The sequence below is a fragment of the Merdimonas faecis genome, from assembly GCF_001754075.1.
GTDB lineage: Bacteria > Bacillota > Clostridia > Lachnospirales > Lachnospiraceae > Merdimonas > Merdimonas faecis.
In genome coordinates, this window is sequence record NZ_MIEH01000018.1 from 276,689 (window position 1) to 299,452 (window position 22,764).

At 45.4% G+C, this 22,764-nt stretch carries 27 protein-coding genes; 8 read left to right on the forward strand and 19 right to left on the reverse strand.

Annotation, left to right across the window (positions count from 1 at the left end):
• Positions 1-22 precede the first annotated feature (22 nt).
• From rsfS to BKD12_RS10085, 4 genes are all read left to right on the forward strand, one after another.
• Positions 23-376, forward strand: a complete 354-nt coding sequence (gene rsfS / locus BKD12_RS10070; protein ID WP_070089185.1) for a ribosome silencing factor — start codon at positions 23-25, stop codon at positions 374-376.
• A gap of 20 nt (positions 377-396) precedes the next feature.
• Complete coding sequence (locus BKD12_RS10075) at positions 397-1,188, forward strand: hypothetical protein (protein ID WP_070089186.1); 792 nt, start codon at positions 397-399, stop codon at positions 1,186-1,188.
• A gap of 176 nt (positions 1,189-1,364) precedes the next feature.
• Complete coding sequence (locus tag BKD12_RS10080) at positions 1,365-1,958, forward strand: type IV toxin-antitoxin system AbiEi family antitoxin domain-containing protein (RefSeq protein ID WP_070089187.1); 594 nt, start codon at positions 1,365-1,367, stop codon at positions 1,956-1,958.
• Positions 1,958-2,803 carry a nucleotidyl transferase AbiEii/AbiGii toxin family protein gene (locus tag BKD12_RS10085; protein ID WP_070089188.1) on the forward strand — a complete coding sequence of 282 codons (846 nt, stop codon included), beginning with the start codon at positions 1,958-1,960 and terminating at the stop codon, positions 2,801-2,803. Before BKD12_RS10080 ends, BKD12_RS10085 begins: the two co-directional genes overlap by 1 nt.
• A gap of 262 nt (positions 2,804-3,065) precedes the next feature.
• On the opposite strand, the gene lexA is transcribed toward BKD12_RS10085, so the two are convergent.
• Entirely contained in the window at positions 3,066-3,680 is a 615-nt protein-coding gene (gene lexA / locus BKD12_RS10090) for a transcriptional repressor LexA (protein WP_070089189.1), read from the reverse strand.
• A 242-nt stretch (positions 3,681-3,922) separates the two neighbouring features.
• Between lexA and BKD12_RS10095 the strand changes: the two genes are divergently transcribed.
• From BKD12_RS10095 to BKD12_RS10105, 3 genes are all read left to right on the forward strand, one after another.
• Positions 3,923-4,273: a LysM peptidoglycan-binding domain-containing protein gene (locus BKD12_RS10095; RefSeq protein ID WP_070089190.1), complete on the forward strand. Its 351-nt coding sequence runs from the start codon at positions 3,923-3,925 to the stop codon at positions 4,271-4,273.
• Between the two features lie 344 nt (positions 4,274-4,617).
• Positions 4,618-5,676 (forward strand): tyrosine-type recombinase/integrase, encoded by a 1,059-nt coding sequence (locus BKD12_RS10100; protein ID WP_070089191.1) that lies wholly within the window; start codon positions 4,618-4,620, stop codon positions 5,674-5,676.
• Between the two features lie 16 nt (positions 5,677-5,692).
• On the forward strand, positions 5,693-6,427 hold the full coding sequence (locus BKD12_RS10105) for a tRNA 2-thiocytidine biosynthesis TtcA family protein (protein WP_070089192.1): 735 nt from the start codon (positions 5,693-5,695) through the stop codon (positions 6,425-6,427).
• Between the two features lie 20 nt (positions 6,428-6,447).
• On the opposite strand, the gene BKD12_RS10110 is transcribed toward BKD12_RS10105, so the two are convergent.
• The 8 genes from BKD12_RS10110 to BKD12_RS10145 are packed head-to-tail and all read right to left on the reverse strand — an operon-like array spanning position 6,448 to position 12,963.
• Complete coding sequence (locus tag BKD12_RS10110; RefSeq protein WP_070089193.1) at positions 6,448-7,092, reverse strand: cytidylate kinase-like family protein; 645 nt, start codon at positions 7,090-7,092, stop codon at positions 6,448-6,450.
• A gap of 25 nt (positions 7,093-7,117) precedes the next feature.
• Positions 7,118-8,035: an RluA family pseudouridine synthase gene (locus BKD12_RS10115; protein WP_070089194.1), complete on the reverse strand. Its 918-nt coding sequence runs from the start codon at positions 8,033-8,035 to the stop codon at positions 7,118-7,120.
• Positions 7,989-8,522: a signal peptidase II gene (gene lspA / locus BKD12_RS10120; RefSeq protein WP_070089195.1), complete on the reverse strand. Its 534-nt coding sequence runs from the start codon at positions 8,520-8,522 to the stop codon at positions 7,989-7,991. The genes BKD12_RS10115 and lspA overlap by 47 nt, the downstream gene beginning before the upstream one ends.
• A 40-nt stretch (positions 8,523-8,562) precedes the next feature.
• The gene (locus BKD12_RS10125) at positions 8,563-9,318 is read right to left on the reverse strand and encodes a YlmH family RNA-binding protein (protein WP_070089196.1); all 756 of its coding nucleotides are present in this window, start codon (positions 9,316-9,318) and stop codon (positions 8,563-8,565) included.
• 6 nt (positions 9,319-9,324) lie between these two features.
• Positions 9,325-9,885, reverse strand: coding sequence for a cell division protein SepF (locus BKD12_RS10130; protein ID WP_070089197.1), 561 nt, complete (start codon positions 9,883-9,885; stop codon positions 9,325-9,327).
• 11 nt (positions 9,886-9,896) lie between these two features.
• Positions 9,897-10,604: a YggS family pyridoxal phosphate-dependent enzyme gene (locus BKD12_RS10135; protein WP_070089198.1), complete on the reverse strand. Its 708-nt coding sequence runs from the start codon at positions 10,602-10,604 to the stop codon at positions 9,897-9,899.
• Between the two features lie 27 nt (positions 10,605-10,631).
• Positions 10,632-12,014, reverse strand: coding sequence for a biotin/lipoyl attachment domain-containing protein (locus BKD12_RS10140; RefSeq protein WP_070089199.1), 1,383 nt, complete (start codon positions 12,012-12,014; stop codon positions 10,632-10,634).
• The gene (locus BKD12_RS10145) at positions 12,004-12,963 is read right to left on the reverse strand and encodes a tRNA modification radical SAM protein MnmL/YtqA (protein ID WP_070089200.1); all 960 of its coding nucleotides are present in this window, start codon (positions 12,961-12,963) and stop codon (positions 12,004-12,006) included. Before BKD12_RS10145 ends, BKD12_RS10140 begins: the two co-directional genes overlap by 11 nt.
• A 97-nt stretch (positions 12,964-13,060) precedes the next feature.
• Here BKD12_RS10145 and BKD12_RS10150 point away from each other — a divergent pair, with 97 nt between their 5' ends.
• The gene (locus tag BKD12_RS10150) at positions 13,061-13,261 is read left to right on the forward strand and encodes a DUF378 domain-containing protein (protein ID WP_070089201.1); all 201 of its coding nucleotides are present in this window, start codon (positions 13,061-13,063) and stop codon (positions 13,259-13,261) included.
• 33 nt (positions 13,262-13,294) lie between these two features.
• On the opposite strand, the gene BKD12_RS10155 is transcribed toward BKD12_RS10150, so the two are convergent.
• Genes BKD12_RS10155 through BKD12_RS10200 form a run of 10 tightly spaced genes read right to left on the reverse strand, consistent with a single transcriptional unit; the run spans position 13,295 to position 22,752 of the window.
• Positions 13,295-14,287 (reverse strand): D-alanyl-D-alanine carboxypeptidase family protein, encoded by a 993-nt coding sequence (locus BKD12_RS10155; protein ID WP_070089202.1) that lies wholly within the window; start codon positions 14,285-14,287, stop codon positions 13,295-13,297.
• Positions 14,271-14,666, reverse strand: coding sequence for a methylglyoxal synthase (mgsA, locus tag BKD12_RS10160; protein WP_070089203.1), 396 nt, complete (start codon positions 14,664-14,666; stop codon positions 14,271-14,273). Before mgsA ends, BKD12_RS10155 begins: the two co-directional genes overlap by 17 nt.
• Positions 14,667-14,678: 12 nt before the next feature.
• The gene (locus BKD12_RS10165; RefSeq protein ID WP_070089204.1) at positions 14,679-15,803 is read right to left on the reverse strand and encodes an FtsW/RodA/SpoVE family cell cycle protein; all 1,125 of its coding nucleotides are present in this window, start codon (positions 15,801-15,803) and stop codon (positions 14,679-14,681) included.
• Complete coding sequence (locus tag BKD12_RS10170; protein WP_070089205.1) at positions 15,800-16,009, reverse strand: cell division topological specificity factor MinE; 210 nt, start codon at positions 16,007-16,009, stop codon at positions 15,800-15,802. Before BKD12_RS10170 ends, BKD12_RS10165 begins: the two co-directional genes overlap by 4 nt.
• Before the next feature lie 13 nt (positions 16,010-16,022).
• Entirely contained in the window at positions 16,023-16,814 is a 792-nt protein-coding gene (gene minD / locus BKD12_RS10175) for a septum site-determining protein MinD (RefSeq protein WP_070089206.1), read from the reverse strand.
• Positions 16,796-17,386, reverse strand: coding sequence for a septum site-determining protein MinC (locus BKD12_RS10180; RefSeq protein WP_070089207.1), 591 nt, complete (start codon positions 17,384-17,386; stop codon positions 16,796-16,798). The genes minD and BKD12_RS10180 overlap by 19 nt, the downstream gene beginning before the upstream one ends.
• Positions 17,387-17,416: 30 nt before the next feature.
• Entirely contained in the window at positions 17,417-20,335 is a 2,919-nt protein-coding gene (locus BKD12_RS10185; protein ID WP_070089208.1) for a penicillin-binding transpeptidase domain-containing protein, read from the reverse strand.
• On the reverse strand, positions 20,328-20,846 hold the full coding sequence (gene mreD / locus BKD12_RS10190; RefSeq protein ID WP_070089209.1) for a rod shape-determining protein MreD: 519 nt from the start codon (positions 20,844-20,846) through the stop codon (positions 20,328-20,330). The genes BKD12_RS10185 and mreD overlap by 8 nt, the downstream gene beginning before the upstream one ends.
• 3 nt (positions 20,847-20,849) lie before the next feature.
• The gene (gene mreC / locus BKD12_RS10195) at positions 20,850-21,728 is read right to left on the reverse strand and encodes a rod shape-determining protein MreC (RefSeq protein ID WP_070089210.1); all 879 of its coding nucleotides are present in this window, start codon (positions 21,726-21,728) and stop codon (positions 20,850-20,852) included.
• A 1-nt stretch (position 21,729) separates the two neighbouring features.
• A complete protein-coding gene (locus BKD12_RS10200) occupies positions 21,730-22,752 on the reverse strand; it encodes a rod shape-determining protein (RefSeq protein WP_070089211.1) in 1,023 nt (340 codons plus the stop codon).
• Between the last annotated feature and the right edge of the window lie 12 nt (positions 22,753-22,764).

The following is a 22,764-nucleotide window of genomic DNA, read 5'->3' on the forward strand; positions in this document are numbered from 1 at the left end:
AAAACAAACAGGGAGGTATTGCATGGAGCAGTCAAAGATGATGCTGAAGCTGATCTATCAGGCGCTGGAGGATAAAAAGGGAGAAGACATCGTGATGATCGACATCTCCCAGGTGTCTGTGCTGGCAGATTACTTTGTGATCTGCAGTGCCGGCAATGACAGTCAGATTCAGGCGCTGGTAGATAATGTGGATGAAAAGATGCATGAAAACGGGTATCAGATCCGTCAGCAGGAAGGCCGTAATTCCGGGACCTGGGTACTTCTGGACTATGGCGATGTGATCGTGCATATTTTTGAACGTGAGAACAGAAGCTTTTATAATCTGGAACGGATCTGGAATGACGGCAGGCGGATTCTTCCGGAAGAGTTATCTTAACAAAGAGTCGTGGAGAAAAGATGAAGAAGATGATAGCAGCTGCCCTGACGGTTCTGCTGCTGTACGGCTTGTACAGGTTTTCTTTGCCTTCGCTGACAGAAGAACAGGCCGGCTTTACAGAGAAGATTAGTCAGGAGGAGAAGGAAAAGAAGGATGACAGGACTGCCGCTTTGCAGGAGAAAGGGTTTCCGCAGAGTGTTGCAGAAAGACTGGACGAGGATACCGTCAATCAGATATATGAGAAAATGGAGACGGATCAGACAGAAAGCATGGCTGTCTGCCGTGGCTCCTATTTTGTAGAATTTCCATCAGCTTTTACTGGCACGGTACAGATAGAAGAAACAAAGACTCCGTCTTCACAGCTGGAGATATCGGCTGATGCCTTAAGCTATATTTCCTCTGCAGGAGAGATCACCGGCTGTGATGTCAGTATTGTCTATGAATGGCTGAGTAAGCCTGGAAATCAGAACGAAGATATGATGGCGATAGGCTGGGAGCCGGGGCTTCTTACTTATTCAGGCTATATGAGGAGTTCCCAAAAGGTGGAAAATCTAAACTCAGGAAAGGAAGTCTATTATGGCTTCAGCTCGGAAGCGTCCCTTGCAGGTACAGGGAAGATCGGCTGGTATATCAATCTTCAAAGCCCGGATATCACTCCGAAGATGCAGGATCATCCGGGAGGCAGTGCATATATATCTTTTATACCGGCAAAGCCGCTGGAGGCTCCGTTTGAGAGTAAGGCAGATATACAGCTGGTATATTCCCATAGTGGGAGAGAAGCGGTAATGGCGCTTCCTCTGGCCGGAGAATAGTAAATATAATTAAGGGGCTGTTGCAAAATAGATGAGTAATCATCTATGGAGCAATAGCTCCGTTTTTGTGCCTAAAAGCTGTTTTTATATGAGGATATTCAAATTTGTTTAAATAAAATACTTTACTTTCATGCTACGTTTTAATATAATATGTAGCATGAAAGTCAGGTGGCAAAATGCAAAAATCAGAATTGATAGAAAAAATTTTAGAGGAAAATAATGGAATTTTACGGTTAGAAGATGCCTTGCTTGCAGGAATTTCCAAAACATATGCGCTTGATTTTATTAAAAAAAGTAATTATGAGCAGGTGGCAAGGGGGATTTATTTGTCTCCCGACGCATGGGAAGACGGTATGTATATCCTTCAGATGAGATATAAAGGAGCAGTTTTTTCCCATGAAACAGCGTTATATCTTTTGGAAATGGCAGATCGGGAACCAATCCAATATACGGTTACGATGAAAAGGGGGTATAATCCTGCAAATCTTACAAGGCAGGGAGTAAAAGTCTATACGGTAAAGAAAGAATGGTATTCTTTGGGAATGACGCAGGCACGCACCCCGATGGGGCATATGGTACGCATCTATGATGCGGAAAGGACATTATGCGACGTGTTCCGGGGAAACAGCCAGATTGAAGTGCAGGACAGGCAGAACGCTATCAGGGAGTATGCTGCAAAAGGGAAAAAGGATATTCCCCGGCTGATGGAATATGCAAAAATTTTTAAGGTTGAAAAAATTATAAAACAATATTTGGAGGTGCTATTATAATGATCCACACATCAAGACAGTTAAAAGCATTGGTGCGGAACCGATCTGACGGGAATAGTGCAAAAGCGCAGACAATTATCAGGAATTATATTATGGAAAGGCTACTTGAGCGCATTTCTCTGTCAAAGTACCGGGAGCGGTTCATTTTAAAGGGCGGAATGCTGGTATCTGCTCTGGTTGGTTTGGAAAACAGGGCAACGATGGATATAGATACGACTATAAAAAATCTTCCGCTGTCAGTGGATAATGTAACGGACATTCTGACAGAAATTATGAATATTGAAGTAGATGATGGGGTTATCTTTATGATAAAAAGGGTGTCAGAAATTATGGATGAGGCTGAATATCCGGGTGTTCGGGCAATGTTGGAGGCACAGCTTGATACAATGAGGACGCCTTTAAAAATAGATATTTCTACCGGGGACGTAATAACACCGGGAGAGATACGGTTTGAATACAAGCTGATGTTTGAAGACCGGACGATTCCCATTTATGCCTATAATATTGAAACTGTATTAGCAGAAAAACTGGAAACCGTTATTTCAAGAGGGACGGCAAATACAAGGCTAAGGGATTTTTATGATTTGTATATCTTACAGCAGGAAAAAAGTGTGTCCGTGGATATGCTGAAGTTGAAAATGGCTCTGGAGGCAACAGGCAGGAAAAGAGAATCATTTGAAGTTATGGAACGTGGAGCCTCTATATTAGAACAGATTTGCAATGACATAGATATGAAAAAACTGTGGATAAATTACCAGAAAAAATTCGATTATGCAAAAGGTTATACATGGGCTGAAGTCATGGAATCTATACAAAATTTATATGATACTATAAAAATAGGATAAAGCAGTAGAGTTTTATATAGCCGATTGGTTTTCAAAAATGAGAATCAGTCGCTATTTTTATGCCTGGATATTCAAAAAATGCCGCAGGAAATCCGAGAGGTTTTATTAAAGTACGGCAAAAATCCGACGTTCTACTCTGAAAGCAGAGAAGACGCCGGATTTTTTGCTGTAACGGGCGGAAGTGCCGCTCAATCATCCATTATTGATGATTTTGCGACACTCCCTTTGTATATCACTTATTGTTCTATTTATTACTTAGGATTTACAAGAAACGGAAAACTCCGATCACTTTTCCCATAATCTGAACATCTCTGACGATAATAGGTTCCAGAGCGTCATTTTCCGGCTGCAGTCGGATTACGCCTTCCTCGCGGTAAAAGGTCTTTACGGTAGCGCCATCTTCGATCAGGGCAACGACCATATCTCCGTTGTGGGCGGTCTGCATTTGCTCAACTAACACATAATCTCCGTCGAAGATCCCGGCATTGATCATACTTTCTCCCCGCACCTTCAGCATAAAGGTCTGATTATTTGGCATAAATTCCATTGGAATAGGGAAGTAGTTCTCGACATTCTGTTCAGCGAGAATCGGTTCTCCGGCGGCTACCCGTCCGACGATCGGCACATTGACCATCTCGCGGCGCGTGAAATTAAATGACTCGTCTAAAATCTCGATTGCACGTGGCTTTGTAGGATCCCGGCGGATATAGCCGTTTTTCTCCAGCGTCTCAAGATGAGAGTGGACGGAAGAAGTAGATTTTAAGTGAACAGCCTCGCAGATGTCACGGACTGAAGGCGGGAAACCGCGCTCCAGAATCTGTGATTTGATATATTCTAAAATCTCCAGCTGCTTTGCGCTGATTTTTCCCTGTGACATAGGCGTACCTCCAAAAGATCTAAATGTATTGTCAATATTTTTATTCAAATACCTTATGATTCATTCTAACATAGCAGAACACAAAAAGCAAACAAATGTTTCCAGAAAATATGTTCGATTTTTTGCTTGAAAAGTATTGACAAACATTTGTTCGGAATATATAATAATCACATAACGAAAGAACATTCGTTCGAGGGAGTAAAGAGAGAGTAATAAGTAATTAATATTGGAGGGAAGAGAATATGAATACAAGAAGATTATACCATTCATCTAAGAGAAGAAGAGAAGTTTACCTGAAAAAGATGTCTTTTTTAGCTGCTACTTTTGTTCTCGTTTTGTGTTTCAGCATTATAGCAGGCAGCCGTCTGGCGGATGCTCATGATGATTCTCAGAGCTCCACGGATGTACAAAAATATTTTAAGAGTATTGAGATTCAGTCCGGCGATACCCTGTGGGATATTGCCTCAGAATATACAAATGGCGATCAGCAGTCAATCCGCGGTTATGTCGGAGAATTGATGAAGATTAATAACCTTGCTACTGACCAGATCCAGGAGGGACAGCATCTTACGGTTGTCTACTACGGAAACTAAGAGTCTACCTGCTGTAGTTATATGCAGTTTAGAATGAATACCAGAGACAAAAAGGCAGGCCGTACAATTTATTCTTTTTGATATATAAGATAGTTACTTCATTTTATCTTATATATATTATACTCACCCACAGCAGTGTCCGAAAGCAGCAGCTTCCGGGCATTTGCTTTTTATGGAAGTTTTGTGTCTCTAGTTTGCGAATGCAATCTATACGTCAAATACCGATTTTTCCAAAAGATATAGACAAGAATGAGCGATTATGCTATAATATACCAGATTTTAAGGGGATTTGCCAGATTTACGAATGGCCGTACGGACTTTTTTATTATAAAGGGGATGGATTTATGACTGAGACCAGGACTTATCATGAACAGATACGGATTGACCAGACACTGCGGCTCCGGGAGGTTTTAAAGACACTGCCTCCATTTGCCAAAGATTTTTTCCGTGCTATTGAACCCCGGTCCTCTGCAAAAACACGGATGAATTACGCTTATGACATTCGAGTGTTCTTTCATTTCTTAATGGAAAATAATCCTGTTTACAAAAAATACACCATGGACCAATTTACCGTGACGGACCTGGAACGTCTGGAACCGGTTGACATCGAGGAATATATGGAATATCTGAAGGTTTATAAGCGTGACGATGAAATGATCACTAATGGCGAAAAAGGTCTGGCCCGCAAGATGTCTGCCCTTCGAAGCTTCTACAATTACTATTTTAAGCATCAGATCATCTCGAAGAATCCGGTTTTACTGGTGGATATGCCCAAAATGCATGAAAAGGCTATTGTGAGGCTTGATGCAGATGAAGTTGCAATGCTTTTAGACTACGTGGAATCCGCAGGCAGCAAGCTGACCGGACAGGCGCTTGTCTATTACCGTAAGACAAAGGACCGGGATCTGGCTATCCTTACGCTGCTTTTGGGCACCGGAATCCGTGTCTCAGAATGTGTGGGACTGGATCTGAACGATGTGGATTTTAAAAACAATGGAATTACTGTTACACGGAAAGGCGGCAATCAGATGGTCGTTTATTTTGGCGACGAGGTGGCGTCGGCACTTAAGAATTATATCAATGGTGACAGGAAAGCTATGACACCTCTTCCGGGCCATGAAAACGCACTCTTCCTTTCTACTCAGAGAAAGCGCATGGGGGTACAGGCTGTAGAAAATATGGTCAGGAAATATGCAAAGCAGGTGACGCCTTATAAAAAGATCACGCCTCATAAGCTCCGCAGTACTTACGGAACATCCTTATATAAGGAGACCGGTGATATTTACCTGGTGGCGGATGTGCTGGGTCATAAGGATGTCAATACCACGAAAAAACACTATGCGGCCATCGATGAAGACCGGAGGCGTCAGGCTGCATCTGCTGTAAAGCTCCGGGAAAGCTGAAAGGATTTATACGAATATGAAATTACAACAATTACTGAGTTATACAAGAAAAGCTGTAGATGAATATCAGATGATACAGGAAGGGGATCATATTGCAGTCGGGATTTCCGGCGGAAAAGACAGCCTGACTCTTCTCTATGCCCTTCATGGTCTCCAGAGATTTTACCCGCAGAGGTTTGAACTAAGTGCGGTTACAGTAGACCTGGGCTATGAGGAATGTGATTTTACTGCAGTGACAGAGCTTTGTCAGGAACTGGGAGTTCCCTATCATATTGTAAAAACGGATATTGCACACATTCTATTTGATGAAAGAAAGGAACCAAATCCCTGCTCCCTATGTGCCAAGATGCGTAAGGGCGCATTGAATCAGGAAGTGAAGAAAATGGGCTGCAATAAGGTGGCTTATGCCCATCACAAGGATGATATTGTAGAAACCATGCTGCTCTCCCTCTTTTTTGAGGGACGCTTCTATTCCTTTTCTCCGAAGTCCTATCTGGATCGAATGGAGCTTACGGTGATCCGGCCAATGATGTTTGTGGATGAGGCAGATGTGATTGGTTTTCAGCATAAATATGAGCTCCCGGTGGTCAGGAGCCGCTGCCCGATCGACGGGTTTACCAAGCGTCAGTATGCGAAGGATCTGATCAGGGAATTAAACAGGGATAATCCCGGGGTGAAACAGAGAATGTTTACGGCCATCCTGAATGGTAATATCCAGGGATGGCCGCCAAGAGTTCCTCATGTCAGATGATTCTATTTATTTATATTTTCTTAAAGACGCTTGCTGGTGTCCCGTTCCTTGATTTCCACAAGCTTGATGATAGCCTCTGCGGTTCCGTCAATACCAAGGACGGAACTGTCAAGGCAGATATCATAACTGTCTGCGGATGACCATTTCTTGTTGCTGTAATAGTTATAGTAGCTGGAACGCTGTTTATCAGTCTTTAAGATGCGCTCTTTTGCCTTAGCATCCGTCAGGTCATAAAGACGTGCGATCCGTCGGATCCTTGCGTCCAGGTTGGCATGGATAAACAGACTTAAGACATTGTCATAACCCTCCAGTGCATAATCCGCACAGCGTCCTACCAGGATACAAGGCCCCTCTTCTGCAATCTTTTTGATCGCGTCAAACTGCGCCAGAAATACCTTATGGTTAATCGGCATATCTGTATAGCTTCCAGAGGAATATCCAAAAGAATACGTATCCATGACCAGAGAATAAAGGAAGCTGTTTGTGGGCTTTTCGTCATGAGTCTCAAATAATTCCTGACAGATACCGCTTTCTTTTGCCGCTCTGTTCAGCATTTCTTTATCGTACAATTTGATTCCCAGTTCGTCGGCAACCTTGTAACCAATCTCTCGTCCGGCACTCCCATATTGTCTTCCGATAGTGATAATTGTAGATGTTTTTGCCATACTATTCACGCTCCTTTATCGTATATTAGCTATTATACATCAATTTGTCTAATAATTCCACAAAATATTGTGGTAAAGGAGCTTCGATTTCAAGATATTCTCCAGTTGACGGATGGATAAAGCCCAGAATCCGCGCATGGAGAGTCTGTCCCTGCAGCTTCGGGAAGGGACATTTTTTGGGACCGTATACCTGGTCGCCAAGCAGAGGATGGCCGATTGACGCCATATGTACCCGGATCTGATGCGTCCTTCCGGTTTCCAGTCGGCAGCGGATATAGGTATAATCACCAAAGCGTTTTAATACCTGATAATGGGTAACTGCGTTTTTTCCGTTTCTGGAATGGATGCTCATTTTCTTACGGTCTGTAGGATGCCGCCCGATAGGCGCATTAACCGTTCCTTCCTCCTCTTTAATATTTCCATGAACGATAGCTTCATAGATTCGATGAATGGAATGTTCCTTTAACTGTGCAGACAGACTTTGATGGGCAGAATCTGTTTTGCAGACGACCAGAGATCCTGTGGTATCCATGTCAATCCGGTGAACAATCCCGGGGCGCATGATCCCATTGATTCCAGAGAGATCCTGTCCGCAGTGATACATCAGCGCATTGACCAGCGTGCCTGTATAGTGCCCGGGAGCAGGGTGTACAACCATTTGCTTTGGCTTATTTACAACCAACAGATCTTTGTCCTCATAAAGAATGTACAGGGGAATATTTTCTGCAGGAATCTCAGGCTCCTTTATCTCCGGAAGAGTAATTGCTATATTATCCCCGGCAACAAGGCGGTATCCTGCCTTGACAGTTTTTCCATCCACCAGAACGTGTCCGTCCCGAATTAATTTTTGAATATAAGATCTGGACTTGTCTTCCAGCTCTTCAGAAAGATATCGGTCAATCCTTTCGCCTTCCTGACTTTCTATGGTGAAGTATTCGGTCAAGATCTTCCTCCTTATAATAAAATAACAACAAAATAACAAGTAAAAAAGCTGCAACAGTGACATAAATATCAGCCACGTTAAAAATTGGAAAATCAATCAGGATAAAATAGAAAAAATCAATCACATATCCGTGGCTTAAGCGGTCAATACAATTTCCCCAGGCTCCTGCAAAGACCAGAACCCCACATACCTGAAGAGGAAGAAAGCGAAGCTCCATGGGCACGCGGGAAAAGAACCAGATCACTGCGGCGCTGATCAGAAACACACTCAGGATAAAAATGATCTGCTTCCCCTGAAAAATGCCGAAGGCTGCTCCTCTGTTTTCTAAATACTCCAGTTGAAAAACACCGTCAATGATCACAAAGGGCTTCTGCCCCTTTAAATTTTCTACGGCGGTCAGTTTTGTGAGCTGGTCAAAGAGGATCAGTCCAAAGGCCACCGCCAGCGCCTTTACATAATTTACATATCTGCGTTTGTTCAAATCCATAGCGTCTCTCCTGTTTTTTCATATTGATCAGCTGCCGCTGTTAACGGAATTTGCGGACGGTAATCATATATCTTCCCTTTTTGGTTTCGGAAAGAATACCGTCATACAGAATACGGCCCATCTTTCTTACTGATATAATATCCCCTTCTTTCAGCCGATATCCGTTGCTGGAGATTAGCTTCCCATTAACAAAAACACGGCCGGCTTCGATATAAGAGGTTAATTTGCTCCTGGAAAGGGGAAATGCAAGGGAAAGAACCGTGTCCAGGCGTATTGAAGCTACAGAGCCTTTTATGGTCTCATAATCAGGCTGATAATCCTCCCGAAAGTCAAAAACAGGTGCGGCGTTAACGACTGTATGCTTCACACGGGTAAGCTGCTCCGTAATATAAGAGGCAAGATCCTCGTTTACGAACAGAATGGCAGACCCGTCCCGCGTCAGAATATCACCAATCTTCGAACGCTCGATCCCAAGGTTCATTACTGCACCCAGGTAATCCCTGTGTGACAGCTCTTCGGCGAATTTCCGGCTGGAAGGAGTGATCTGTATGGCCTGGATAGGATATTGATACTCATAATAAAGAGCATCAGGTAGAAATGCAGCCATCTGACGCTCTGAGAATCCATACCCTCCGAAGGTTTCATAGCGGGTCATCCACTGATCCTTCGGAGTGGTATGTAAAATATTTAATTCGTTCAGGTTAAGAAAATCAGAAAACGTAACAATCCCGCGGTGATAAGCCACCCTGGAAAGTTCGGTCAAACGTTTCTGTAATAAAATCTCTTCTTTATTCATTGCTGACTAAAATCTGGTACGCATGGAAGATGCATCAAAAGAAGTATTCAGAAGATCCTGAAGGTCTCCTGAGATGTCAACATTTGTAGGCGTTACCAGGAATATGTAATTGGAAATCTTCTGAAGATTTCCACTGATAGCATATGTAGCACCGGAAGTGAAATCGATGATACGCTGTGCAACCTCAAGATCCAGTCCTTCCAGGTTCAGGATAACAGTACGGCCGCTTAACAGAGTCTCAGTGATCTCTCTGGCATCATCTACAGAAGTAGGTTTAATGACACAGACCTCCATGCTGACGTTGCTCCTTCTCGCCGGCTGGCGCATCGGAGTGACTTTATTACTGGAGCGGGAGCCGCTTCTGGAAGATCTGGGGGCTACATCATAGGATTCTTCCTCTTCCTCATCCTCTTCATATCTTTTAGAACTGGAACGGCCAAACAGACTTTTTTTCGGCTTCTCTTCTTCGTAGTCATCATCATAATCATCGTCGAAGAAATCGTCGTCGTAATCTTCATCTCCGTCGTTCAGCTTCATAATATCTAAAAACTTATCTAATACTCCCATTATTTAATCTCCTATCTTACGTTTCCTTGTTGAGCATAATCACGTGCACCGAAAATACCGGTACCTACACGGACCATAGTTGCGCCCTCTTCTATGGCAATCTGATAGTCATTGGTCATACCCATGGACAAAATGCTCATAGTAATATTATCAATGTTTTTTCTTGCTATGTCAACAGATAATTTACGTAAACGGGCGAAAATTGGGCGATTTTCCTCCGGATCAGCTACAAATGGAGCGATAGTCATCAATCCTTTTACACAAATGTGGGGGAATTCAGAGACTTTATCCACAAAAGCGTCTAATTCCTCTGGCATCAGGCCAAACTTACTCTCCTCTTTCGCTACATTTACCTCAATAAGTATATTGGCAGTACATTGATGCTTGGCGGCTTCTTTTTCTATAGCTTCGGCAAGACGCAGAGAATCCACGGAATGGATCAGTTCGGCCTTATCAATGATATATTTTACCTTATTTCGCTGAAGATGTCCGATCAGATGCCAGTGGATGTCTTCCGGCAAAGCTTCGTATTTCTCTACCAGCTCCTGCACCTTGTTTTCTCCAAATACACGGACGCCGAGATCATAGGCTTCCTTAAGCGTAGAAACAGGCTTGGTTTTACTGACTGCGATCAGTGTGACTTCAGATCTGTCGCGTCCGGCCCGTCTGCAGGCAGCATCAATCTTTTCTTCTACCTGTGTAAGATTTTCTTTCAGCATGGTCTATCTCTCCTTCTGAGTGTTTCTTTAAAATACCACGTCATGTTCCTGGATGCCTTCTCCATTCAGGGCAATATGATCATAGTTTGCCAGCCCGTAATCGTTGCCGGATTGGACGATGTAGTATTCATCGCTTTCGGTGAGGATTGTAACCTGGCGGAACTCAGCATACCCTTTATTGATATTATATACGCCTTGAAGAGTGGCGGTATCCTGCAAAGTATAGGTCTGGTCGGAGTCCTCCTTTCGAAGGACTGTACCTTCTTTGAAGAGATCCCGGTCCAGATAGATCATTCCTGTTTCGTTGTCGCGGTAATAGACTTCTGCCTCCTGAAAGCTGGCACTGTCAGATCCGTCGTCGACCAGGACTCCCGTATTGTTGGAATTGCCACCCTGGGTCAGATAATCCTCGGGAACCGTATAAAATTCCTTTTCTATCACAGAAGATTTGGGGATCTTAAGGCCCGACTGGTTTTCCAGGATCAGTTCGATATCCACGTAACGGTCAGTAGCGTAACGGACCATGGAAGAATCAAGAGTCAGGACTCCCAGTGTGGCGTCTCCGCTTTTCCGGATCTCGAAGGAGGCCGTTGCAGTCTGATTGTCCTTGGAAAATTCAATATTGACACTGGTCGTATCCGCCAGCTCTTCCGCCGTATCATCATCCAGAAGTATCACAATATTCCATACATTAGAACGGATCAGCTTATATACAGCTTCCCCGGAGTTTATATAAGCATTATTTGCAAGGCTGACCTTTTCATAATCTGCTTTTGTAACCATGTCCTCTGTCACGTCGTCCAGAGAAAGATCCTCCATGCCATCAGTAGAATATACGATGACACCGTCGGAAGAAGCATTATAGAGGGTCAGCTGCTGAGAACCGTCTACCATCATCTGATCCAGCTGAGCCTGGCGGCTTTGGTTGGATTTACTATCCAGGATTGTAGAGATACTGTCCTTCAGGCTATATACATCACCGAAGCTTTCGCTCTGGAAGCTGTCACTGAACGCCTGGGTCTGCTGAAGAATGGCCGACTGCTCTTCTGCAGTCAGGGCTTTGGTATCTTCAGAATCAGAAGAAGAGTCTGCAAACGTTAATTTCTCCGGCGAAAGGCTGAAGACACGGGTCCGGGCCCCGACTTTGCTGCCCTCCAGAGCAAAATAATTTATGTATCCTTCCGCATCCGCCTGGACTACTGTTTCATTCCGGAGGATCAGGCCCGTGTAGGCATTATCCTTCTGGATAGACCCTTCCCTTACTTCATAGATCGACACATGGTTCCCGGTCAGATACATGAGAATCGTGACGACCAGATAAATAAAAATGACGCCAAAGATCAGGATTCCAATATTAAAATTCCACCGTTTCCGGTAAACTTCGATATTTGTCAATTTTTTATCCGCCAATAAAGACTTCCTCCTTTAAAGCCGCGCCGCCAAGATAATCAAAACGGCTTCCCTGCCGCAAGCCCTCCCGGGTCATGATATCAAGTAGCTCGTCCCTTAGCTTCCACCAGCTTGCGCCCCAGTTGCAGAATACAGAGTCCTTTTCCGGAATCCGGCTGAACAGGCGCTCCACGGCAATATCCGGGGACAGATACTCCAGAAATGCGATCACACGCCTGAAGTATTCTTCTTTAGAACATAAAGCTATTGTACCATTTTCATACTCTTCGCACAACCTTGTGTTTTTAGCGATATAAAGAGAATGGACTTTTACGATGTTCACCCGCAGTGCAGACAGGATCTTGGCGGTCTCTATCGCGTCTGTCAGATGATCGCCCGGGAGATTCAGGATTACATGTGTACAGAGATCGAATCCATAAGGGCGGATCATCTGGACAGCATCCAGAAATTCGGCCAGGGTATGTCCGCGGCTGACTGCAAGTAGCGTGTGATAATTTACTGTCTGCAGACCCAGTTCCAGCGTGATGGAGATTCCGTAAGTGCTGCGTATCCCGTCAAGTACATCGAGATAACCGGAAGTAATACAGTCGGGTCTGGTGGATACGGCAATTTCCACAATATCTTCTGTCTCTGCTGCTTCCAGCAGATATTGCCGGAAGTCTTCCAGGGGAAGGTAGGTATTCGTGTAATTCTGAAAATATGCGATATATTTGTAAGCGTGGTACCTTTTAGCAATCCTGGCTTTTGCTGTAAGCAGCTGCTCTTTTACAGGCACAGAGCTTTCCATCGCCTCAAACCCGGTCCCGGATTCGGCACAAAAAGCACATCCCCTGCCGTTTCTGCGGTTTGGACATGTGACGGGCAGATTGACCGGCAGTTTATAGACCTTTTCTCCGTATTTTGTTTTCAGATACTCTGAGTATGGATAATAAGGTATTGTTTCCTGCATAAAAAACTCCCTGTTATGAATATTTTTCGAAAGAACTGTAATACTAACGGTAGCGTCGGCGAATACCGGCGTTAGTAGCAAAAAAGGAGGAATTCATATGAAATGGTTTGATTACACAGCTTTGACTCTGGTAATCATAGGAGCTGTCAACTGGCTGCTAATTGGTATCTTCCGTTTTGACCTGGTGGCTTTCCTGTTTGGAAATCTGTCCTGGCTGTCCCGTATTATCTATACACTGGTGGGACTTTGCGGACTGTATCTCATCAGTCTGTATGGAAGGATTTCAAGTTCTTCATAGAGTAAAGGGGTATCCCTTTTAAGAGATGCCCCTCTAATCCTCAGATTCAGTATTTTCAGGAATATTGTCTACCAGTGCAGTCATATCCTGGTAAAGCAGATCCTTGGTATCGGCTCCCATGACAATGGAAATATACGGCTGGCCGCCATCATCCTTTGAAAGAAGTACAAGACAGTTTCCGGCAAGCTTTGTAGTACCGGTTTTCCCGCCTACCAGTGTCACATTCTGTGGAGAGGCGGCCTCTCCGGTAGCATAAAAATTAGTAGGCTCCCATTCCACGGATCTGGGATTTCCATCAGCGCCGGTAATATCCGGTGTATAGGAGTCGGCACTGATCACTTCTATAAATTCATCATGTTTGATACATTCATTGAAGATCAGATAAAGATCATAGGCAGTGGTATAATGATTATCGCTGTGAAGTCCGTGGGGATTTTCAAAATGTGTCTGTGTTGCCATCAGTTTTCTGGCTTCTTCGTTCATCAGATCGACAAAATCGTCCACATTTCCGCTGACTGTCTCCGCAATCGCCACTGCGGCATCGTTTCCGGAGCAGAGCAAAAGACCATACAGCAGATCCTTCAGTGTCAGCACGTCTCCCTGTTGAAGTTTGGCAACAGATTCATCTGCCGCAAAGCTGGAGGCAGATGCTGCTTCCGAGACCGTGACCTCTTCGGAGAGATCACCATAAAGAATGGCAACCAGCGCAGTCATGATCTTAGTTGTACTGGCAGGATAAAGTTTGTCAAAAACCTGATAGGCAAAATCCACTTCTCCTCCGTTCACGTCAAAAAGAGCGGCAGCATGAAGGCCTGATGCATCCGGAGCGCCGGTCATCTCCACATTTCCCTCGGTGACACAGAGATCTTCTGCGTACAGGCTGGCCTGATAAATATTCTGATTATAGTTTTCTGTTTCATATTCTGTGACCACGTCTTTGGTCTCAAAAAGGGAGCAGCCGCTAAGCAGAATGGTTCCGCACAAAACGGCAGCTGTTGTTTTAAAATAATTACCGATACATTTCACGCCAGTCAAGATCTCCTCTGTCTATTGCTAAAATAATCAACTCAGCCGTTGCCAGATTGGTGGCCATCGGGATATTATACATATCACACAGCCGTATCACATCATTGACATCCGGCTCATGAGGCTTTGGATCATTGGGTTCGCGCAGAAAAATGAGAGCGTCGATATCATTCTGGGCGATCTGTGCACCAAGCTGCTGCTTCCCGCCAAGGGGACCAGCCAGATATTTATGGATGTTCAGATTTGTAACTTCCTCAATCAGCCTTCCGGTAGTTCCGGTTGCATACAGATTGTGCTTACTCAGGATTCCTCTGTAAGCAATGCAGAAATTCTGCATCAATGTTTTTTTGGAATCATGTGCTATCAGCCCTATATTCATGATTTTCACTCCTTATTGATATTTTTTCGGCTGTAATCCAACATTCAGTACGAGTCCGATACCAATATAAAGACTGACCAGGGAGGTCAGGCCGTAACTGACAAAAGGCAGCGGGACACCGGTGTTGGGAATCAGTTGTGTAGCAACTCCTATATTAATAAAGCTTTGTATCCCTATCAGGCCGCCCACGCCGCAGCAGATGATCCGCCCTGACAGGTTCTGCGATCGTATTCCAATCAATATACATTGTATCACAATTAATAATAATAAAGCAATAATAATACAGCTTCCGATGAAGCCAAGTTCTTCGCCGACAATAGCGAAGATAAAGTCCGTGCTGGGCTCCAGGATAAAATCTCCGTTTTTGACAGAGTCGGTGGTGTTATTATTTAAGCCTTTTCCGGTAAGCTGTCCGGAGCCGATAGCCATGACAGAATTACGCTGCTGATAGGCTCCGTCGTCCGCATATTTTTCCGGCTCCAGGAAGGCCAGGATCCGTTCCTGCTGATAATCCTGAAGAAACGGCTGGTTTGGCTGGACAACGATAGCCAGAAAGATGATGGCGGTCGGGATCAGGATGACCAGCACGGTGCCAATGAACTTGTAGCTTAAGCCCCCGATATAGATTAAAAGACACAGGACCAGAGCAGTACAGATCGTAGTGGAAAGATTGGGCTCCGCAATGATCAGCGCAAGTGGTACCGCACACAGCGCCGCATACTTTAAGAGAGTCTTCTTGTCATTGATATCATCCTCGTGCTCCGCTATAAATTTTGCAAAAAACAGGATCAGCAGGATCTTTGCCAGCTCCGACGGCTGAAAATTGGTAAAACCAAGGTTGATCCACCGGGTGGCGCCGTTGACTTCTGTACCTATGATAAGAACAGCACCCAGGATCAGGATAACGAAGCCGTAAATCAGCCAGTAAAAGTCCATGAGCCAAACGTAATCGATCAGAGATACGACGACCATGGCCGTAAGGGCAATGATCAGGCCGATAATCTGCCTGGACTGGTTGTCCGGCTCTGCACTTCCGATTACAAACACACCCAGAATGGACAGTGCCAGAACCAGAATGACAAGGTTCATTTTATAATCTTTTAAATGGTACCGTTTGGTAAATTTTGGTAATCTCACGTCTCTTCTCCTAAAAATGTGATGATGACTTGTGTACGGTTGATTTCTACCTGAAAATTATCTTCTGTAAGTTCCATGTATTTTGACAAAGCTCCGTAAAGCTCCCGGCAGATTTCTTCATATGCAGCCGGGTCACAGTTGACCCTGTCAGAGGTGACAAGTGCACGCAGGCGGTTCCTTGCAATTGAAACAGAAGATCTTTTCATGCCTTTCCCCCTCCTAATCCTTTTTAAACAGGCTGGAAAGCCTGGAAAAGAATCCGTTGCCTGTATTCAGATCCAGAAACGGGACTTCAAGGCCAAGGATCCGTTTACAGATGTTCAGGTATGCAGATGCAGCTTCACCGCCAAGCCCGATTACAGGCTCCCCCTGGTTGGTGCCGATCACTACCTTTTCATCATCCGGCAGGGCTCCGATCAAAGGGACGGAAAGGATTTCCGTCACGTCATCTACCGACATCATGTCGCCCCGCCTGACCATATCCATGCGGATCCGGTTGATGATCAGTTCTATTTTTTTTATCTGCTGGTTTTCCAGGAGTCCGATGATACGGTCCGCATCACGGATCGCGGATACTTCCGGAGTGGTGACCACAATAGCACGGTCTGCGCCGGCAATTGCATTTTGAAAGCCCTGCTCAATGCCGGCCGGACAATCCAGAAGTATGTAATCGAACTCCTCCCTTAATTCCGAGGTCAGTTTTTTCATCTGTCCAGGGGAAATGGCCGTTTTATCCCGGGTCTGTGCCGAGGGAAGCAGATAGAGATTTTCATATCTTTTATCCCGGATCAATGCCTGTTTCAAACGACAGGTGCCCTCGATCACATCCACCAGATTATATACGATCAGATTTTCCAGTCCCATAACAACATCCAGATTTCTAAGCCCCAGATCCGTGTCGATGACGACAACTTTTTTGTCCAGCTTTGACAGACCTGCACCGATATTTGCGGCGGTAGTGGTCTTTCCTACTCCGCCCTTCCCTGATGTGATTACAATAACTTCGCCCATGAATAACTTCCTCCTATAACTGGTTTTACTTCAATCTCTCCGATCCTTAGTTTCTTTGGCTCCATATGGAGAGCGGCGATCCATGCGTCGCGCCTGCCGGCGGCGCCGGCGGTCACGATACCGCGGATCGTTCCAAGCACCGTAACATTTCCTTTGGACGTTACGATAGCGCCGTCTTCTACGTCCCCGATGATCACAATGCTTGTTTCCGCCTCCAGTCGGTGCTTTTCTCGCAGAGTACCTTTATAGAACAGGCCGTCTCTTTCATGGATGACCTGCAGGCTTTCATGATATGCCTGTTTGTGGATTTCTTCTGTCCTCGTATCCCTTTCCAGGAGACAGAGGATCTGTATATCTGCCGCAGTTTGAATGGCGTCCGCCATCCGTAAGGTTTCTTCTTCTGTGAAAGCACGGCCTTCAAATTCCACGACCATTTCCGCATGATTGAAAAAATGCTTTGCCGAACGGAATTTTTCCAGGGTTTCTTCCATGAGCTGTTCAAAGGGAAGCTCATGCTGAAAGAAAACGGTGATGCCGTATTTGTTACTCTTAATGAGCACAGGGTCTTTCACATACGATCATCCTTTCTATTAGTCTTCCGTTTAATCTCCCGTCGTGCTTGCGGCAATCTCTGACGCGGTTCCGGTGATCAGTTCTTCCTGCGGGGTTACCTGGTAATAATATTCCATGACATCATTACCGATTTCAGCCGCGTAAGTAGAACTGTAGCCGTTGGCAATACGGATCGCAAATGCAACCTCCGGGTTGCTGCTCTGTGCAAATCCTACGAAAAGTGCATGGTCAGGATGAGTTTCGCTTTGCTGAGCGGTACCCGTTTTCCCGGACACCTCTACTCCGCTGGCATTCAGTTTACTGAAAACCTGAGCCTGAGCTACGGAAATTACATTGCGCATGCCGTTATGGACTGCTGTCCAGCTGGTGGAGGAAATATCCGAAATGTTATTTTTCACTTCCGGAGTGAAATCTTTTATCGTCTCTCCATCCACAGAGACCACCTTATCCAGGAGGCTTAAATTATATACGGTTCCCTCATTGGCAACCGCCGTAATATATCTGGCAAGCTGACTGGTAGTGAAGTTATTGTTTCCCTGACCAATCGCTGACAGGACGGAAGTCTCATCCGAGATCTGGGGATCTGATTCCGGGATCTCCAGTCCGGAGCTATCACCAAGCCCGAATTCTACAGCATATTTACGGAGTGTATCTGTACCCAGATCACTGGAAAATGTCACATTGTCTGGTTCGCCGTCGCCGTCTTCATCTGCGGAACCGCCGCTGCGGTCCAGGCTTAACTGGTAGCCGACTTCATAGAAGAAGCAGTTACAGGAATTCTGAATCGCCCCTTCTACCGCAAGGCTTCCATGTGCATTCGGATAAATCCAGCATCTGGGGTTTGGTTCTACCTTATCGTAGACGCCATGACAGGTAAAGTAGGTTCCGGTATCGATCACGCCTTCCGTCAGTCCGCTTAATGCGACCAGCGGTTTGTAGGTGGAGCCGGGCGCCGTACGCTCCTGTGTAGCAGTATTATACATCGGGCTGGAATTATCATTGGCAAGCTTATTATAGTATTCCGAATCCATGGTATTGGCAAGCCTGTTATTGTCATAACCGGGATAGGATACACAGGCCAGCACCTCTCCGCTGTTCGGATCAGTCATGACCAGGGAGCCGGTACATGGCTCCAGGCCCAGCTGTCCCGGTGTGATCTCCAGGGTCTGGATCTTGCCGCGCACAAAATCGTAAGCGCTGATGCTTCCGGAATTCAGTCCGCTGTACTGGGCTTCGTCGAAATCCAGTACGCCCTGTTCATATAAAATCATGCAGAGCTGCCTTCCGGTGACGGAACCTGCCTTGATCATATATTGATAGACCAGTTTATCGAATTCCGTGTCATCACCAAGCGCGTCAATAACACAAGATATGATCGCCTGATAAATCTCGCTGGAATCGGAATACTCTCCTTCCGAAGAAACATAATCCTTTAAAAGGGAGGTGTCGATCCAGTTTTTGGAGATTGCATAATTCAGGTAGGTATAGATGTTGATCGTCTCTTCCTCGCGCCATGCCTTGTAGGTCTCATCATTGGTGTCAATAGCATCCCCCATCAGAATACCTGAATTCTGATTCAGGATCGTGTTAACAATATAGCTCTGGTACGCCTGCTGTTCCCGTCCCGCATCCTGATATGCACTGGCATTCGGATCAGATAGAACACTCTGGATCTCCTGCAGGACCTGTTCCTTACGGGCAGAAAAAGCCGCATATACTTCTTTCTCCGCCGCCTGGGCGTCTTCGGCGCCAAAATGAGTCATATCAATGATCTCATTGTCTATAAAGGCATGGTAGACATCGCCGATCGGAATGATCACGTCACTACCGTCTTCCACCTGTGTCCGGTCAAAGTCCAGCGTGTTTTGGATCTTGGACAGCAGAATACCTGCCAGCTCCTGTTCGATAATATTGTAGGCCGCTTTCTGGAGATTGGCATCAATGGTCAGATACAGATCGTTTCCTGCCTTTTCTTCCTTACTTTTTACCCGGTCAATGACCCGGCCGACACTGTTGACATATAAGGTTTCACTACCCTTCTGGCCCTTCAGGTAGGAATCCATCACCTGTTCCAGCCCGGACTTTCCAACGGTATCCGTAAGTGCATAATCTTCCTGCTCTTCTTCGGAAAGAGAATCGTACTCTTCCTGGGAGATCTGGCCGGTATAACCGATAATATTAGCAAAGCAGTAGCTGTCGGTGTATCTTCGGAGGGATTCTTCTTCAATATTAATTCCCTGAAGAGAATCCAGATGCTCCATCACATCTGCTACCGTTTCCTGGCTGACGTCTTCGGCAATCGTAGTTGAAAGCCATTGCTGATAACTGTTCAGAGAAATGGCATAGCGGATATTGACCATCTTGAGTACCTCGGCCTTACTCATATCCTCCTGATCGATACCATAGCCATAGGTCTCATCGGTACAGAGATAGTCGATCAGATCTTCTGCAGATACATTTCGCTGATTGTCTTTCAATTCATCAATCGTACGCAGACCATATACGTCGGCGATAAAACGGAGCCGTTCTGTGTCTGTCTCTGCGACATAGACATAATTGTCATTGCTGTCCAGGATGATGCCAAAATCGTTGATCACGGAGTCTCCATTCGACTCTACCATCTGGATGACCGTGGATACGATCTTGTTCAGTTCGTCATTTTTATAGTCTCCGCTGTATTCAAAGGTTACAGAGTAGGCCAGTTCATTATAGGCAAGAAGGTTTCCGTTGCGGTCATAAATATTTCCGCGGGTTCCTTCCGTTTCTTTCGTTTTCTGGATCTGAAGCTCATAATCCTCGGCGTAATCTTCGCCCCGGACAATCTGGAGATAGAAAAGGCGCTGTACCAGTATCGCTGACATCACACAGAAAACGATGATAGCGACAGAAGTTCTGGACTGCACGACTTCCGAGATCCCATACTTGATTTTTTCCCATAAATTATACAAATTTGCTTGCACTCCTTTGTTCTTCTGCTTCCAGTTTCTTATTGATCTTCAGTATGATTTGATAAAGTAACAAAGTAACCAGGATTGTATATACCAGTTCCGGCATGATGATATCGAACAGATAACCGGCAAAATCAAAATCGCTCTGCAGCATATAAAGGCAGAAATATGTGACCAGGCCGTATACCAGTTCACTCGCACCGATCAGTCCGATGGGCAGTTTGATGTCGTCATCATAGAACAGCCTTCGGAAAAATCCGTTGATATAGCCGATCAGTGTATAGATCAGCATGTAGAAGCCAAGAACTTCTCCCCAAAACAGATCTGTCAGAAGACCGCACAGAAATCCGACAAACATACCTGACTTCTTTCCTCTCATAAATCCAAAAGAAGAAGTCACTATGATCAGAAGATTTGGCTTGATCAGTGCAAAGGATAGTTTGTCAAATAAGGTACATTCTAAAAGAAAGCAGACGATAATGATGACAAAAGTAATGATCTTTCTTTTCATACGCTACTCTCCTTCGCCGGACGCTTCATCTCCCCCGACCATTTCCTGCTTGGTGGTGGTGATGACAAGCACTTCCTGCAGATTGCTGAAATCCACGGCCGGCGTGATATAACCGGACCGGGTCAGATTATTGGAATCCACCTGGATGTCGCTGATATATCCGATAAAGAGTCCCTGGACAAAACGGCTGCTGACATGGGAAGTTACAACCTGTTCGCCCACTTCGATCTCATTGTCATTATTCGGAAGATTTTCGAAATGAATCTTTCCGTCTGAAGCAAGCTGCAGATCCCCCCGCACCATGCAGATATCAGACGTTGAAAGGATCATCGCACTGATGTTGCTGGAATCATCAATGATAGAGCGGACTCTTGCATAATCCGGGCCGACTTCTGTTACAATGCCGACAAGCCCGCTGCCGGCAAGGACATTACAGTCTACTTTCACGCCGTCATTGCTTCCCTTGTCAATGGTGAAATCATTAAACCAGTTGCTGCCGTTATTGGCAATTACATGGGCGCCGATCTTTTCATAGTCAGAATAGTTTTCATCCAGCTGGTAGAGCTCTCTCAGGCGCTCCAGCTCGTACTGCTCCTGACGAAGCCGGGTGTTATCAATGGTCAGCTCGTCCACCCTGGACTTAAGTTCGTCGTTTTCTGCACGGACCTCTTCCAGTGTATCAAAGTTATCTGAGATATCGCTTAAATACCTGCCCGCATAACTGATGCCCTTCTGCATGGGAACAATGGTATAATTTGCCACAAACCTGAGAGGACCGCCTCCGTCAGAGACGGCTTCTATTCCCAGAAGGCCGACACAGATGACTGCCAGAATGACCAGCCAGTATTTACTTGGCATGGAGGTTTGGTTTTTAATTTTCATATTATCTCATCCACCTATAATTTTCTTCTAACATTGAATATGCAAGTTTCCGCAGTTCTTTGGACTCCATGATCTTTTTCAGACCCGATACGGAGCAGATATCCGGCTCCAGGGCCGTCCGGCATTTAATGCCGATCATTTCCTCGATATAGGTCTCAAGACCTGCCGTGTGGGCTATCCCTCCTGTGAGGAAAATGCCGTTGTCGATGATTGCCTGCCGTACTTCCGGCGGTGTACGGTCCAGAAGCGACTGGATCGCACGGACACATTCCAGCAGAGGATCCTTCATGGCCGCCCTTACCAGATTGATGGAAATAGGCTTCTGCATCGGCACACGGGTAATCAGATCCCGGCCGGCGACAGTGATGACCTCATCCACTTCGCTGGTAAAAATACCAAAGCTCTTCCGAAGGTTTTCCGCTGTATGACGCCCGATCAGGAAGTCATGGCTGTGCCGGATCAGGGTAATGATCGCTTCGTCAAAGGTCCGTCCGCCGACTTTCAGGAGACGGTTCAGAACCATACCGCCTCCGGCAAGGACAGAAAGCTCTGTGGTCTCGCCGCCAAAATTTGCGATCATCAGGCCTTTTGTATTCTGTACGTCCAGATTCAGCCCTATAGCATCGGCAATGGCGCGCTCCACAATATTTACTTCCTTTGCTTTGGCCGTGGAATGGATCACCAGATCAAAAAAGGCTTTCTTTTCTACTTCTGTTACATCTGTAGGTACGGCGATAACGTATTCGGATCCCCGTACAAACTGCCGGTCCTTTTTTAACAGGCTCTGCAGAAGAAACTGCATGTCTGTAAAACGTGAAATAACGCCATCCTTCATAGGAAATACGACTTCAATAGTGGATGGTGCCTTTTCATACATTTCATAAGCCTCGTCTCCTACTGCAAAGATCTCCTTTTTTTCCGTCAATGCAAGGACGTCTTTTTCTTTCCATATGGTATCTTTTTTCTTATCGTAGACCTTGATCTCATAAGAGCCCAGATCCAGTCCGTATATGTTTCTCGCCATCTGTCAGAATCC